A 14,703-nucleotide genomic window follows, 5' to 3' on the forward strand; every position below is an offset into this window, starting at 1 on the left:
GGCTTGAAAGGCCATCGGTGTCGATGCATAGAGCATCCATGGCCAAACTGTACTTTCACTACTCGACCATGAATGCGGGCAAGTCGACGCTGCTGCTGCAGGCAGCGCACAATTATGAAGAGCGGGGCATGTCGACCTTTCTTCTGACGGCGCAGCTGGACGACCGGGCCGGCGCGGGGCGGATCGGCTCGCGCATCGGTATCGGCCGCGACGCGGCGACCTTCACGCCCGAGACGGACCTGTTCGCGGTGCTGAAGGCCCGTCTTGCGGAAGGGCCCTGCCAATGCGCCTTTCTCGACGAGGCGCAGTTCCTGACGCCGGACCAGGTCTGGCAATTGGCGCGGGTCGTGGATGACCTTGGCCTGCCGGTGATGTGCTACGGGCTGCGGGTGGATTTCCGCGGCGCGCTGTTTCCCGGCTCGGCCGCGCTGTTGGCGCTGGCCGACGAGATGCGCGAGGTGCGCACCATCTGCCATTGCGGCAAGAAGGCCACGATGGTCGTGCGACAGGACGCGGCAGGACGGGTGCTGAAGGAAGGCGCGCAGGTGCAGATCGGCGGCAATGAAAGCTACGTCTCGCTGTGCCGGCGTCACTGGCGCGAGGCGATGGGCGACGGCCCCGCCGCCTGAAACGACAAACGGCGCCCTGAAGGGCGCCGCCGTCGTCTTTGCAAACGTCAACCGTCGGCAATTACGGCATCAGGACCTTGTTGATGACGTGGATCACGCCATTCGAGGTCTCGATATCGGCCATCTCGACCGTGCCGCCGTCGACGGTCACGCCCGAGTCGAGCCCGGTCACGGTCACGGTCGTGCCCTGCAGCGTCTCGACTTCGGTCGGCTGCATCATGATGTCCGAGGACATGATCTTGCCCGGCACCACGTGGTAGGTCAGGATCTCGATCAGCTGGGCCTTGTTTTCCGGCTTCAGCAGCTCTTCCAGCGTGCCCTCGGGCAGCGCGTCAAAGGCTGCGTCGGTCGGGGCGAACACGGTGAACGGGCCTTCGCCCTTCAGCGCGTCCACGAGCTCGGCGGCGCTGACCGCGGCGACGAGCGTCTCGAAGTCCTCGTTGCCCATCGCGGTGTCCACGATGTCCATGGAGTGGCCGCCGGCAAAGGCCGCGGTGGTCATGGCGGTTGCGGTCGTCAGGGCAATCATCGTCTTGCGGAACATGGTATGTCCTCCTCTTGCGGTGTAGATGCAAGAGCTACGGCGCAACAGGCGGGGCAGATCATCGCGATTTTCGCAGCGGCGGGCGTTGACGGCGAGGGGGCCCGCGCTAAGCTGCGGGCCGCGCCGGTTTCAAGTCACGGTTGCGCGATCGGACGTGATGGCCTTGTCAATGCAGGCGGCCGCCGAGGGGCACGTCGGACTTCGGTTCGGCCAGCACGATGGCGCCGTTTTCGTCCGCAAAGCCCAGCGTCAGCACTTCGGACATGAACTTGCCGATCTGGCGCGGGGGGAAATTGACCACCGCCATGACCTGCTGCCCGACGATGCTCTCGGGCGTGTAATGCACGGTCACCTGGGCCGAAGTCTTCTTTTCCCCGATCTCGGGGCCGAAATCGATCCAGAGCTTCATCGCCGGGCGGCGCGCCTCGGGGTAGGGTTCGGCCCGCACCACGCGGCCGACGCGGATATCGACCTTGAGGAAATCGTCCATGGTGATCTGCGGCGCGTCATCAGCCATTGGCCAGCTCCTTGCTGCGGTTGGTGGCCGCGGCGACGGTTTTCGCCATCAGGGGCGGCAGGCCGGTGGTCTCGTCCATAAGTACCTCGAGCCCCGCCTGCGTGGTGCCGTTGGGCGAGGTGACGTTCTTGCGCAGTTGCGCGGGGCTTTCGCCCGAGGCTTCGGCCAGCGCGCCGGCCCCGGCAACGGTCGCCTGTGCCAGTTGCATCGCCAACTCGGGCGCAAGGCCCTGCGCCTCGCCTGCCGCAGCGAGGCATTCGATCATGTGAAAGACATAGGCCGGGCCCGAGCCCGAGACGCCGGTCACCGCATCCATCTGGTGCTCGCCCTCCAGCCGGACGACCTGGCCGACGGCTTTCAGCAGCGTCTCGGACAGGTCGAGATGCGCGGCGGTGGCATGAGCGTTGCCGCAGATCGCCGTGATGCCGCGGCCCACGGCAGCGGGGGTGTTGGGCATGGCGCGGACGATGGGGGTCTTGTCGCCCAGCGTCTTTTCATAGGTGGCGATGGTGGTGCCGGCAGCGACCGAAACGAAGAGCGTGCCGCCATTGCCCATCGGGGTGAGGACCGGCAGCGCCTCGGCCATCATCTGCGGCTTGACCGCGATCAGCACGATGGCGGGCGCGGGCGGCAGGTCTGCATTCAGGTGAACGCCCTGGGCCTGCAACCAGTCCGAGGGGTGCGGGTCCTGCACCCAGACCGATGTGGCGGGCAGGCCCGATTTCAGCCAGCCTTCCAGCATGGCCGAGCCCATCTTGCCGCAGCCCAGCAGCACCAGGCCATTCGCGGCCACGTGATCCATGTTCATGAGAGGGGTCCCCCTTGCCGTTTTGCCCCGTTGTAACGGGGCCGCGCGGCAAGGGAAACGGGGTGTGCGCTCGTCACGCCCTCGCGGACGTGCCGCGCTGGCAGTCAGGCGCGGCCGTAGGCCTCCGCGATGGCGACCTGCAGCGCCTCTTTCGGTGAGCGGTTTGCCCAGACGACCAGCTGGAACGCCGGGTAGTAGCGTTCGGCCGAGGTCACGGCGGTGTGGATCATGGTGTCGATCTGCTCGGCCGAGGCGATCTGCCCGCCGCTCAGCACCAGACCATAGCGGTAGACCATCAGCTTCTGCTCGGCCCACCAGGTGTAGGCGCCGGCCCAGCACTGGTCGTTGATCGCGTTGAGGCACTCGTAGACCGCCGGCATCCGGTCTTCGGGCGGCTCCATCTCGAAGGTGCAGACCAGGCGCAGGGTCTCGTCATAGGCGGACCAGGCGAGGGTCAGCGAATAGGTGCGCCATTGCCCCTCGACGGCCATGGCGATCTGGTCATCGGCCAGGCGGTCGAATTCCCAATCGTGGTGCGAGGCGATGTGCTCCACGATGTCGATGGGGTGGATGTCGTCTTCCAGGTAATGCTCGGACAGGGCCATGGTCGCCACCTCTTTCGTTGTAGCGTAGGGGCCCGGGTAGCGCCCCCAGCGCTAGGTGCCTGCTCTATGTAGAGGGGCAGATATACCCTTCTCTACTACCTGTAGCGTGGCGTTTGGGGGAGAGGCTGTAAAGCTATTTCTTGGGGATAACGTCGATATCTTGTGGATGATTAAGAATGGGGCACAATGGCGTTAAGAGCCAAGGGGCGGAAATCGATGGCCGAGCGGAAGCGCATCCCGTTGCGCTTTTCGGGCGTCCAAGAGCGCACTCTTTTGTTCGAGGGTGAGGCTCTCGACGAACTCATGGCTGTCAAAAAATGAGTCGATGCCGCTTGCCAAATCCCGATCAACATCATTTGACCAACGTCGGGAATATTCGAAGCAGGCTGCAACCATCGAATATAGTTCGGCCCAAGAAACAACACTTTCCGCTGTGTTCCCGGTTGTGTCGAAGAAAATGTCCTTTCTAAACCTAGACGTCAGGATCTGAAAAACCCGCACGATGTCCGACAACGCCTCCCTGATCTCGGGGCCCCCGTACTCGACGTTCTCTTTGAGTGTTTCCAGAAGCGCGGAGGTTTCCGTTAGACGCTGTATTGATTGGCGTCGCGCTTCAGTCCCGTCGTAGATACTCTCGACGGCCGTCAGACAAATTGCTGATAACTCGGATAGCGCCAGAGGCAGTACTGCGCGCGCCGCGGCAAGCTTTGCTCGACGTCTTTCTTCTTCATTTTGGCGATTGATGTCGACTGCAACCAACGTTCCTGCCAGCGCAAGTGCGGACGCTCCCATCGTCGTTAGCGCAGTCAAAAGGTATGTACCGTAGCGAATGTGCTCTTCTTCGAGGCGCCGATCCATAAATACCATGAAGCCTATCCCTAGCAACATCCCGACAAACGCACCAAACGAAGTGTTCTGGAGCAGGAAGTATAGGTATTTTTGCCTCATCGACCGTCTCCATGAGGGTTCGCCATCTTCATGAGGGGCGTTCAGTCCAACCGCCCCCACAGATCATAATCCCCCGTCTCGTCCACCTCGACCGTGACGATATCACCGACCGACAGCCCATCCGTGCCTTCGTCGATGAACAGGTTCCCGTCGATCTCGGGCGCATCGGCTTTCGTCCGACAGGTGGCGACACCGTCCGCGTCGATGTCGTCCACGATGACCTCCTGCCGGGTGCCGAGCTTGGCGGCGAGTTTCGCCTCGGAGATGGCCTGCGCCTTCTTCATGAAACGCTCCCAGCGCTCCTGCTTCAGCACTTCGGGCACGTGGTCCGGCAGGGCGTTCGACCGGGCGCCGGCGACGTTCTCGTACTGGAAGCAGCCGACGCGGTCGAGCCGCGCCTCGTCCATCCAGTCCAGCAGGGTCTGGAACTCGGCCTCCGTCTCGCCCGGGTAACCGACGATGAAGGTCGAGCGGATCACGATCTCGGGGCAGATCGCGCGCCAGTCGGCGATCCGGTCCAGCGTGCGCTCGGCGGCCGCCGGACGGGCCATGCGGCGGAGCGTGTCGGGATGGGCGTGCTGGAAGGGCACATCGAGATAGGGCAGCACCAGGCCATCGGCCATCAGCGGGATCATCTCGGCCACGTGGGGGTAGGGGTAGACGTAGTGCATCCGGACCCAGGCGCCCAGGCTGCCAAGATCGCGCGCCAGCGTGGTGATCGGCTGCTCGGTGAGGCCCCGCCGGAGCTCGCGGTCCCAGTCGGTGCCATAGGCCGAGGTGTCCTGGGAGATCACCAGCAGCTCCTTCACCCCGGCCTCGACCAGCTTTTCCGCCTCGCGCATCACCGCCTTGTGCGGGCGCGAGGCCAGACGCCCGCGCATGTCGGGGATGATGCAGAACTTGCAGGCGTGATTGCAGCCCTCGGAGATCTTGAGATAGCTGTAATGGCGCGGGGTCAGCTTGACGCCCGCCGCCGGCAGCAGGTCCACGAAGGGGTCGGGGCTGGGTGGCACCGCGCCGTGCACGGCATCCAGCACCTGTTCGTATTGATGCGGGCCGGTCACGGCCAGCACCTTGGGGTGCGCGCCGGTGATATACTCGGGCTCGGCGCCGAGGCAGCCGGTCACGATCACCTTGCCGTTCTCGGCCAGCGCCTCGCCGATCGCCTCGAGGCTCTCGGCCTTGGCGCTGTCGAGAAACCCGCAGGTGTTCACGATCACCGCGTCGGCGCCGGCATAATCGGCGCTGATCCCGTAGCCCTCGGCCCGGAGGCGCGTGAGGATGCGTTCGCTGTCGACCAGCGCCTTGGGGCAGCCAAGCGAGACCATGCCGATGGTCGGCTGGCCGTCGCGGCGGGTTTCCGAGACGCGGGCGCGGGCAAGGTCGGGGCGAAGATCGGGCGGGTTCTGGCTCATGGGCGGCGTATACTCCTGCGTCGGGGCCTCGGGAAGCCCCCGCGCGGGTCAACTTTCGGGCAGGCCCATCGACAGCAGCGCCGCGTAGTGCCGGCGGTTCTGTTCGACCAGCGTGGGCGGCACGCTGGCGATCAGGAAATCCAGCGTCAGCCCGGGATAGGCGGTCATCAGCTCCTGCATGGCGGCGCGGGCTTCGGTCTCGCGCCCGACCTGGATCAGCCAAGACGCCAGCAGTCGGTTGGCCCACTTGATCCCCGGCGCCTGCAGGATGCCCTTGCGGATCAGGTCGATGGCATCCGTCAGGTCCGAGGTCTGCGCCAGGGCCACGGCCCGGCCGATGGTCATGTTGAAGCGGAACGGGTCCAGCGGGCTCAACTCCCCGGCGCGGGCCAGGTGGTCGAGCGCTTCTTCCGGCTGGCGCTGGTAGATGCTGACCCAGCCCAGCCGCATCCAGCCCCAGGCGTTGTTCGGGTCCAGCGCCAGCGCGCGGTCGACGGCGTTGCGCGCCCGGTCGGTCTGGTCGCTGACAAGCGACACCGCCGCGCTGATCGCCACCAGCGACGGGGCGTGATCGGTCGTGCGGCGCTCGGCCATGTCGGCCAGGTCCAGCGCCTGCGCCCGGTCAGCGGCGGGGTCGGTCGACCAGATGTAGCTGGGCTGCTGCGCCAGCGCCCAGGCCTTGTAGGCCAGCGCCGGGCCGTAGTCGGGGTCGCGCGCGAGGGCGGCATCCAGAAGCTCGATCGCGCGGGCGTTCTCTTTCTTCCGGTGGGCCCAGAAATGCGGCAGGGCGGTCAGCACGAGGTCATAGGCCGACCGGTCGGCGGGCGGCGCGGTGCGGGCGCGCAGGATCTCGACCTGGCGCAGGCCGGGCGACATCTGGCCGGCGACCCGCGCGGCGATCCGGTCCTGCAGGTCGAACAGGTCATCAAGCCGGTCGTCGAACCGTTCGCTCCAGACCGCGTGGCCGTCTTTGCCGCGGACCAGCTGCACCGTGATCCGAACGCGGTCGCCGGCGCGCCGGACCGTGCCCTCGACCACGTAATCTGCGCCCAGGCGCTTGGCCACGGAGGGCACGTCCAGCGCCTGGCCCCGCAGCGCAAAGGCCGATTGCCGGGCGATCACGTCGAAGTCCTGCACGTGCGACAGGGCGCTGGTGATCTCCTCGACCACACCATCGGCGAACATGTCATCAGGCTCGGCGTTGAGGTTGTCGAAGGGCATGACGGCAAGCGCGGGCCGGCCCGTGCGGGGGCCGGTCGCGGCCGGCGCGAGGGCGACAGCCGCGACCACGTCGCTGGCGGCGCTGCGCAGGTCGCGCAGCCAGTCCTCGAACCCTTCGGAGGCCAGGTCGAACCCGTCCAGGGGAACCCCGGCGCCGCGCGTTACCTCGACCTGGGCGCCGTCGAGCCAGACCCATTGCCGGTCCGCCTCCAGCGTGCCCTCGGGCAGGCACTTGCGCATCACCGACAATTCCTGCCGCAACGAGGCGCGGGCCTGTTCGGGGCCCCGGTCCGACCACAGCAGGTCGGCCAGCCGCGCGCGATCGGCCCGCATCGCCGGCTGCGCGGCGAGAAAGGCCAGCATCGCCTGCGCGCGGCGCGACACCCCCGACAGGTGCGCACCGTCGCAGGCAATCAACAGGGGGCCGGACAGCGGAATGGTCAGCAAGGCGGGGATCCGTAGCGCATCTCGACGACCAGCCTAGGTAATCCCGCCGGTGTTTTGAAGCACAACCGTCAGGCCCATGTCCCGCCCTGACGCTTTTCTTGCGGAGTTTTTGCGGAGGCCCGCCGCGGTTTGACGCCTGATATCACGAGGCTTTTGCGCCGGGGTGTCATGGTGAGGTCATCGAAACCCGCACACCAAGGAGACATCCCATGTCCAGCAAAACCCAGACCGCCTTCGCCCCGTCGCTGTCCCGCCCGGCCCCGCGCCGGCTGCTTGGCCGCCTGCTGGGCTGGATCGTGTCGCGCGACGCCGCTTACCGCGAGGCGCGCAAGCTTGAGCGGATGCCGAAAGAGCGGCTGCGCGACATGGGGCTCGATGCGCTCGACCGCACGGGCAATCGCCCGGCCGACAACCTGCCGATCATCATCACCGGCGGGTGGTAAGGCTCAGCCCGTCTCGCTCTCCAGCCAGGCCGCCCGATTCGTGGCGGTGAAATGGGCGGCGATCTCTTCGGCATTCTCGAACCGGTCGATCACGCGCGGCTGGCCCTGCCGGTGCAGCGGGGTCGTGAGCGGCGCGGCCGGGTCGAGGCCGAGGAAGGACAGCACCTGGCCCGCCGCCTCGCCGCGCGCGAGCATGGGGTAGGTCACCACCAGCCGCGGATTCGGCAGGGCGTCGGACCAGGTCCGCAGGAAGTAATCCTCGTTCTCGAGCCGGTTGCATTCGCCCGAGGCATGGCGCGGGTCGGGCTTGATCCGGGGCGGCCGGGCCGTGCCGTCGAGATCGACCCAGCGGTTGGTCCGCGCCACCTGCACACCCGATGAGAACTGCGCCAGCTTGTTCGGCCGCGTCACCAGGATCAGCCGCCAGCGCGGCTGCGCCGGGATGATGCGGGAAAAAAGCCTCGGGTTGTGCTGGAACAGCAGCTTGGCGCCGATCCAGTCCACGCCGCGTGCGGCGGCCGCCTCGTCCGACAGCATGTCCTCTAGGAACACCCGGGGCCGCGCGTCGCGGTCGCGGATCGCCTCGATCGCCGTGGTTTTCTGACCGTCGTCGTCGATCTGCCAGGGATCGAACAGCTCGCCCCGGCAATGGATCGCCGGGTGCGAGTTCATCAGCGTCTGCAGAAGCGTCGTGCCGCTGCGCGGTTGCCCGATGATCAGGAACCTCTCGGCCACGGCGGCGCGCCCCTCAGCGGCGGCGGTCGCGGCGGGCGCTCATCGGCTGGAAGGCCACGCCGACATGGGCCTCGCAATAGGGTTTGCCCTGCTGCACGGGCAGGCCGCAGAACCAGAAATGTTCGGTCGCGGGGTCGCCCACGGGCCATTTGCAGGTCCGCTCGGTCAGCTCCATCAGGGTGAGCTTCTTGGCCTTCTTCTCGACCGCGTTGACCTTGGCCAGCGCCTCGGCGCTGATCTCGTTGGCCGAGGGCTGCGGCGGCAACGGCTGGCCGGCGGGCACGATCTTGTTGCGCAAGGTCGGCGCGCTGGGTGCGGCCGACATGGTGCGCGGCTCGTTGTCGTCCTCTTCGATCTCGGCGGCGGGGGCCGGGTCGACCTTGGGCGCGGCGGCGGGCTTGGGCTTGGCCTCGGCCTTCACGGGCGCGGGCTTGGCCTTGGCCTCGGGCTTGGCGGCAGCGGCGGGCTGCGCGGCGGGCGCGGCGCCACCGGCGCGATTCGACAGGCCCAGCCGGTGCACCTTGCCGATCACGGCATTGCGGGTCACGCCGCCCAGTTCCTTGGCGATCTGGCTCGCCGACTGGCCTTCGCTCCACATCTTCTTGAGAAGCTCGACGCGTTCATCGGTCCAGGACATGGGTGTTCCTTCATGCGAAAGAGCGGCCGCAATGGGTTGGGCCGCCCGTCATCATCTCTCTTGGTCGGATGCTATACTAACCACCCGTGCGGCAGATACAAGGTCAGGCAGTGCCGCGGGCCTCGCGGATGCGCCCTTCGCGCCACGCCAGCAGCCCCGCGCCACCCAGGATCAGCGCCATCCCGAGGGTCGAGACAAGGTCCGGCGCCACGCCGAAGATCGCGAAGTCGTAGAGCGTGGCGAAGACCAGCGTGGCATAGAAGAAGGGCGACACGAAGCTGGCGTCGGCCCGCGCCATGGCATTGACGAAACAGACCTGCGCGCTGGCCATCAGCGCGCCGATCCCGGCCAGCGCGGCCCATTGCGCCATCGTGGGCGGTTGCCAGACGGCCAGCATGGCCAGCGTGGCGATGGTCAGGCCGATGCCGTTGTTGACCAGCAGGATCTGCACTGGCCCCTCGCGGCCCGACAGCCGCTTGATGAAGATCAGCTCGATCCCCAGCGACACGGCCGCGCCAAGCGCCAGCAGCGCGGCCGGCTGGAAACTGCCGGGGGCGGGGCGCAGCAGCACGGCGGCGCCGATCAGCGCCACGGCGGCGGCGGACCAGCGGACCGGCCCGACCTTTTCGCCCAGCAGCGGAATCGCCAGCATCATGCCGAAGACCGGGTTGAGGAAAGAGATCGCGGTCGCGTCCGACAGCGGAATCAGCGCGGCGGCGGCGAACATCAGCGTGACCCCGCCCCAGCCGAAGGAGGAGCGCAGCAGGTGCGTGCCCCAGGCCGGGCGCGAGATGCGCGTGCGGCTGGCCAGCGTGAAGCTGCCGATCAGCAGGAAGGCGAACAGAAACCGCCCCTGGCTGACCTGCAACGGATGCAGCGCCGGCCCCAGCGCGCCCGAGCCGATGGCCTTGGCCAGCAGCGTCGTCCCGGCGGCAAAGGCCGAGGCGCAGAGGGTTAGCAGGGCCGCAAGGGCCGGGTTCTGGGCGCGGGGTGTGAACATGCCCGCCCCATGCGCCGGGGCGGAGGGATTCGCAAGCGGGGTATCAGCGCCGTTCGGGGATCAGCTGCTGCGCGATGCCGGCGCCGATCAGGTAGACCGAGGTCAGCACGAGGCCCCAGTGGGCCCAGCTTTCGGGGTGGAAATCGACCCAGGCGGCCCAGCCGGCAAAGAAGGTCCAGGCCAGCGCCACCGGCAGCGACACGCTGCGCCAGCGTTTCGTGCGCACCGGGTGGATGAACTTGAGCGGCAGGAACATCGCCACGGCCAGCAGGGCCACGATGGTGAGGGTGATCCAGAAATCCGGCCGGATGGCAAAGAGCACGATGATCAGCATGTTCCAGCAGCCGGGAAAGCCGTGGAACGAGTTGTCCGAGGTCTTCATCCGGCTGTCGGCGAAATACATGGCACTGGCAAAGGTGATGACGATGATCGCCATCCAGCCGGTCCAGCCCGGCAGCAGACCCGACGAGAACAGCGCGAAGGCCGGGATGAACACGTAGGTCAGGTAGTCGATGATCAGGTCCAGCAGCACCCCGTCGAACCGGGGCGCGTTGGTCTTGACGTCGTACTTGCGTGCCAGCGGCCCGTCGATCCCGTCGACCACGAAGGCGACGACCAGCCAGACGAACATCAGGCCCCACTTGGCCTCGGCCGCGGCCAGCATCGCCAGCATGGCAAAGACGGCCCCGGTGGCGGTGAAGAGGTGGACGAATAGCGCGCGTGTCTGAATGGCCATGGGGCGATTACATGGACCAAACGGGCCCGGCGCGCAATGCGCCAGACTCACGATCGCGGCGCAATGCGCCTGGTGCTCAAACCGAGGCGGCGATCACTTTCGTCGCCGCGCCCAGCGCGTCTTGCCCATGCGGGATGTCCAGCGCCTTGAGGCCCGCATCCACCGCGCCCAGCATCCCCAGCACCATGGTGGCGTCGATGTGCCCCATGTGGCCCATGCGGAAATAGCCGTGGTATTCGGGGCTGCCCGGCTCGGCCATCCCCAGCCCGATGCCGAGGGTCAGGCCCGCATGGGCCTCGACCCAGTCGCGCAGCCGCGTGCCCATCGGCGTCGGCAGGCCGGCGGCCGTGACCGCATGGCTGCGCGCCCCGGGGTCGTTGATGTTGAGCTTCAGCGCGCCCTCGCGGCCCCAGGCGTCGCAGGCCGCCCAGATCGCCCGGGCCAGTCCGGCATGGCGGGCCCAGACGGCCTCCATCCCTTCGGCCATCAGCATGTCGAGCGCGGCGCGCAGGCCGAAAAGGTGATGCGTCGGGGCCGTGCCGCCGAAGTAGTTGTAGAAGAACTGCGGCTGCGAGCGCGGCACCCAGTCCCAGTAGCGCGACACCCGCTCCATCCCCGCGCGCTGCAGCGCCGCGCGGTCGTTGAAGAAGACAAAGCCCAGACCCGGCGGCACCATCAGCCCCTTCTGGCTGGCCCCGACCATGACATCGGCGCCCCAGTCGTCCATCTCGAACCGGTCGCAGGCCAGCGAGGCGATGCAATCGGCCATCACCAGCGCCGGGTGGCCCACCGCGTCGCGCAGCGCGCTGACCGCCGCCACGTCGTTCCGGCGCGAGGTGGCGGTGTCGACATGGGTCACGGTGATGGCGCGGATCTTGTGCGCGGTATCGGCGCGCAGCGTGGTCTCCAGCTGGTCGAGGTCGATCGGATCGCGCAGCCCGAAATCGAGCACCTGCAACTCGATCCCCAGCCCCCGCGCCATGTCGGCCCAGCCATGGCCAAAGCGGCCCGTGGCCAGCACCAGCATGGTCTCGCCGGGGGCGAGGACGTTCGAAAGGGCCGCCTCCCAGGCGCCATGGCCGTTGGAGATGTAGATCGCGACATGCCCCTCGGTCCGGGCGACGCGGCGCAGGTCGGGGATCATGCCCGCCACCATCTCCACCAGGTCGCCCTCGTAGATGTTCGGCGCGGTGCGGTGCATGGCGCGCAGCACCTCCTCGGGCATGACCGAGGGACCGGGGATGGCAAGGTAGCCGCGACCTTTGGCGAATGTCATGGGAGACTCCGGGAAATTTTTCGCGGCCACGTTTATCCGCAGGGGCGGCGGCGTCAATCGCCGGCGGGCGGCGACGCCACGCCACATCGGGGCGCATGGGGGCCGCCAGCCTTGCGCCGCGCGGGGCAATTGACTACATCGCGGCGGAACCGAAGGCAGGGCCCGAGATGCTTGCGACACTGATGGATACGCTCGACCGGCTCGAGCGGCGCATTCGCAAGTCCTTTGGCCGGGACATGGAAACGCGCGCGGGTCGCGCCGTGGCCACGCTGCATTTCCACCTGATGGACCACCACATCCTGCGCGTGCCCTGGACCAACATGTTCCAGATCGCGCCGGGCGTCTGGCGGTCGAACCAGCCCGGGCCGATGCGGATGAAACGCCTCAAGCGGATGGGGATCGCGACCATCGTCAACCTGCGCGGCGAAGAGGATTACCCCCATTTCTACTTCGAGCGTGAGAGCGCCGAGGCGCTGGGGATCACGCTGGTGAACCGCAAGCTGCGGGCGCGGACGCTGATGAAGGCCGAGAACTTCCTCGACGTGATCGACGCCCTGCGCACGGCCGACAAGCCGCTGCTGTTCCATTGCAAGTCCGGCGCCGACCGGGCCGGGATCGTCGCCGCCATCTACCTGCTGGTGTTCGAGAACGCGCCGGTCGAGGTCGCCAAGAAGCAGCTGGGCCTGCGATACATCCACCTCAAGTTCACCAAGACCGGGGTGCAGGATTACATGCTCGAGGTCTACGGCCACCGCACCGCCCGCGATCCCATCGGGTTCGAGGACTGGCTGCGCACCGAATACGACCACAAGGCGCTGCAGGCGGCCTTTGACGCGCGGATCCCTGCAAGGGACATGGCATGAGCGACGAGGGCGAGATCGACACCGGCCGGGTCCATGCCCGCGGCTTGCTGCTGTGGCTCTGGCGGACCTACCTGCGCAAGCACTGGCTGCTGCTGATCGCCGCGCTGCTGTTCATGTCGGTCGAAGGGTCCATGCTGGGCCTGCTCAGTTACATGATGAAGCCGATGTTCGACCAGGTCTTTGTCGAGGGCTCGACCTCGGCGCTGAAATGGGTCGGCTTCGCCTTTCTCGGCATCTTCGTGCTGCGGGGGGCGGCCTCGGTCGCGCAGAAGTACTTTCTGGCACTGCTGAACCGCTACACCATCGCCGAGATCCGGCTGGACCTCGTGCGGCACCTTATGCGGCTCGACCTGTCGTTCCACCAGGATCACCCGCCGGGCCACCTGATGCAGCGGGTCGAAGGCGACGTGGGCGCGATCAGCACGGTCTGGGGCGCGATCATCAGCGGGGCGGGGCGCGACGTGATCGCGGTGATCTCGCTCTTCGGCGTGGCTCTGTCGGTCGACTGGGCCTGGACGCTGGTGGCGCTGATCGGCGTGCCGCTGCTGGTGCTGCCGTCGATGCTGTTGCAGCGGTTGGTGCGGTCGCAATCGCGCCTGGGCCGCGATCTTGGCGCCAACCTGTCGGTGCGCCTGAACGAGATGTTCCACGGCATCGTCCCGGTCAAGCTGAACGGGCTCGAGTCCTACCAGGCCGACCGTTACAACGAACTGACCCGGGCGCGGATCGAGACCGAGATGCGGGCGACGCTGGGCCAGGCCGGCATTCCCGGCATGATCGACGCGATGTCGGGCGTCGGCTTCCTGATGGTGCTGCTCTACGGCGGCGGAGAGATCATCTCGGGCGAAAAGACCGTCGGCGATTTCATGGCCTTCTTCACCGCCATCGGCCTCGCGTTCGAGCCGCTGCGCCGGCTGGGCGCGGTCAGCGGCGTCTGGCAGTCGGCCGCCGCCCGGATCGAACGGATCCGCGAACTGCTGTCGCTGCGGCCGGCGCTGGTGTCGCCCGAGCATCCCCTGCCGCCGCCGGGCGTGGTGCCCGAGGTTCGTCTGGACGCGGTCCAGCTGACGCTGGGCGACACGCATGTGCTGCGCGGGCTGAGTTTCACCGCCGAGGCCGGCAAGACCACGGCGCTGGTGGGGCCCTCGGGGGCAGGCAAGACAACCGTCTTCAACCTGCTGACGCGGCTGTACGATCCGCAATCGGGCGCGGTGAGCCTGTCGGGTATCCCGGTGTCGATGCTGCGGCTCGAGGATCTGCGGGGGCTCTTTTCCGTGGTCAGCCAGGACGCGCTGCTGTTCGACGACACGCTGCGCGAGAACATCCTGCTGGGGCGGAACGACATGGACGATGCGGCGCTGGCGCCCGTGCTGGCCGATGCCCATGTCGCCGATTTCCTGGACCGGCTGCCCGCGGGGCTCGACACCCAGGTCGGCACGCGCGGCTCGAACCTGTCGGGCGGGCAGCGCCAGCGGGTCGCCATCGCCCGCGCCCTTCTGCGCGACACGCCGGTGCTGCTGCTGGACGAGGCGACAAGCGCGCTGGACACCAAGTCCGAGGCCGTGGTGCAGCAGGCGCTGGACCGTCTGAGCCATGGCCGCACGACGCTGGTCATCGCGCATCGGCTGTCGACCGTGCGGAATGCCGACAAGATCGTGGTGATGGACCAGGGCCGCGTGGTGGACGAGGGCACGCACGATGAGCTGCTGGCGCGGGGCGGGCTTTACGCTGACCTTTACCAGATGCAGTTCAGCGACGAGGGGTAGGGGGCGACTCCGCTCCTTCCTGCACCCCGTGCGGATCCAAGGCCGAAGGCCGCCGCACATCGCCGGGCCGCCCCCCGGCACGGCGATTTGGCTGGGCTGGGTGCGCCCTTCGT

16 protein-coding genes are annotated in these 14,703 nt (G+C 67.6%); 4 read left to right on the forward strand and 12 right to left on the reverse strand.

Annotation, left to right across the window (positions count from 1 at the left end):
• The first annotated feature begins 38 nt into the window (after positions 1-38).
• Complete coding sequence (locus MF270_RS00685) at positions 39-629, forward strand: thymidine kinase (RefSeq protein WP_238363924.1); 591 nt, start codon at positions 39-41, stop codon at positions 627-629.
• Between the two features lie 61 nt (positions 630-690).
• On the opposite strand, the gene MF270_RS00690 is transcribed toward MF270_RS00685, so the two are convergent.
• From MF270_RS00690 to MF270_RS00720, 7 genes are all read right to left on the reverse strand, one after another.
• Positions 691-1,173 carry a fasciclin domain-containing protein gene (locus tag MF270_RS00690; protein ID WP_238363925.1) on the reverse strand — a complete coding sequence of 161 codons (483 nt, stop codon included), beginning with the start codon at positions 1,171-1,173 and terminating at the stop codon, positions 691-693.
• A gap of 166 nt (positions 1,174-1,339) precedes the next feature.
• Positions 1,340-1,690 (reverse strand): tRNA-binding protein, encoded by a 351-nt coding sequence (locus MF270_RS00695; RefSeq protein WP_238363926.1) that lies wholly within the window; start codon positions 1,688-1,690, stop codon positions 1,340-1,342.
• A complete protein-coding gene (gene proC, locus MF270_RS00700; protein ID WP_238363927.1) occupies positions 1,683-2,498 on the reverse strand; it encodes a pyrroline-5-carboxylate reductase in 816 nt (271 codons plus the stop codon). The genes MF270_RS00695 and proC overlap by 8 nt, the downstream gene beginning before the upstream one ends.
• 104 nt (positions 2,499-2,602) lie before the next feature.
• Positions 2,603-3,103, reverse strand: a complete 501-nt coding sequence (locus tag MF270_RS00705) for a type III secretion system chaperone family protein (RefSeq protein WP_238363928.1) — start codon at positions 3,101-3,103, stop codon at positions 2,603-2,605.
• 192 nt (positions 3,104-3,295) lie between these two features.
• Complete coding sequence (locus tag MF270_RS00710) at positions 3,296-4,051, reverse strand: hypothetical protein (protein WP_238363929.1); 756 nt, start codon at positions 4,049-4,051, stop codon at positions 3,296-3,298.
• A gap of 41 nt (positions 4,052-4,092) precedes the next feature.
• Positions 4,093-5,466, reverse strand: coding sequence for a 30S ribosomal protein S12 methylthiotransferase RimO (rimO, locus tag MF270_RS00715; RefSeq protein ID WP_238363930.1), 1,374 nt, complete (start codon positions 5,464-5,466; stop codon positions 4,093-4,095).
• Positions 5,467-5,514: 48 nt separating this feature from the next.
• The gene (locus MF270_RS00720; RefSeq protein WP_238363931.1) at positions 5,515-7,134 is read right to left on the reverse strand and encodes a hypothetical protein; all 1,620 of its coding nucleotides are present in this window, start codon (positions 7,132-7,134) and stop codon (positions 5,515-5,517) included.
• Between the two features lie 209 nt (positions 7,135-7,343).
• Between MF270_RS00720 and MF270_RS00725 the strand changes: the two genes are divergently transcribed.
• Positions 7,344-7,577, forward strand: coding sequence for a hypothetical protein (locus MF270_RS00725; protein WP_238363932.1), 234 nt, complete (start codon positions 7,344-7,346; stop codon positions 7,575-7,577).
• Positions 7,578-7,580: 3 nt separating this feature from the next.
• Here the strand turns inward: MF270_RS00725 and MF270_RS00730 are convergent, their stop codons facing one another.
• From MF270_RS00730 to MF270_RS00750, 5 genes are all read right to left on the reverse strand, one after another.
• The gene (locus MF270_RS00730) at positions 7,581-8,312 is read right to left on the reverse strand and encodes a sulfotransferase (RefSeq protein WP_238363933.1); all 732 of its coding nucleotides are present in this window, start codon (positions 8,310-8,312) and stop codon (positions 7,581-7,583) included.
• Between the two features lie 13 nt (positions 8,313-8,325).
• Entirely contained in the window at positions 8,326-8,949 is a 624-nt protein-coding gene (locus tag MF270_RS00735) for a GcrA family cell cycle regulator (protein ID WP_238363934.1), read from the reverse strand.
• 103 nt (positions 8,950-9,052) lie between these two features.
• On the reverse strand, positions 9,053-9,949 hold the full coding sequence (locus MF270_RS00740; protein ID WP_238363935.1) for a DMT family transporter: 897 nt from the start codon (positions 9,947-9,949) through the stop codon (positions 9,053-9,055).
• A gap of 43 nt (positions 9,950-9,992) precedes the next feature.
• On the reverse strand, positions 9,993-10,685 hold the full coding sequence (locus MF270_RS00745) for a CDP-alcohol phosphatidyltransferase family protein (protein ID WP_238363936.1): 693 nt from the start codon (positions 10,683-10,685) through the stop codon (positions 9,993-9,995).
• 76 nt (positions 10,686-10,761) lie between these two features.
• Positions 10,762-11,961, reverse strand: coding sequence for a pyridoxal-phosphate-dependent aminotransferase family protein (locus MF270_RS00750; protein WP_238363937.1), 1,200 nt, complete (start codon positions 11,959-11,961; stop codon positions 10,762-10,764).
• 167 nt (positions 11,962-12,128) lie between these two features.
• Between MF270_RS00750 and MF270_RS00755 the strand changes: the two genes are divergently transcribed.
• Entirely contained in the window at positions 12,129-12,824 is a 696-nt protein-coding gene (locus MF270_RS00755; RefSeq protein WP_238363938.1) for a phosphatase domain-containing protein, read from the forward strand.
• Positions 12,821-14,590: an ABC transporter ATP-binding protein gene (locus MF270_RS00760; protein ID WP_238363939.1), complete on the forward strand. Its 1,770-nt coding sequence runs from the start codon at positions 12,821-12,823 to the stop codon at positions 14,588-14,590. Before MF270_RS00755 ends, MF270_RS00760 begins: the two co-directional genes overlap by 4 nt.
• Positions 14,591-14,703 lie beyond the last annotated feature (113 nt).

The sequence above is a fragment of the Mesobacterium pallidum genome, assembly GCF_019966535.1.
GTDB classification, from domain to species: domain Bacteria; phylum Pseudomonadota; class Alphaproteobacteria; order Rhodobacterales; family Rhodobacteraceae; genus Mesobacterium; species Mesobacterium pallidum.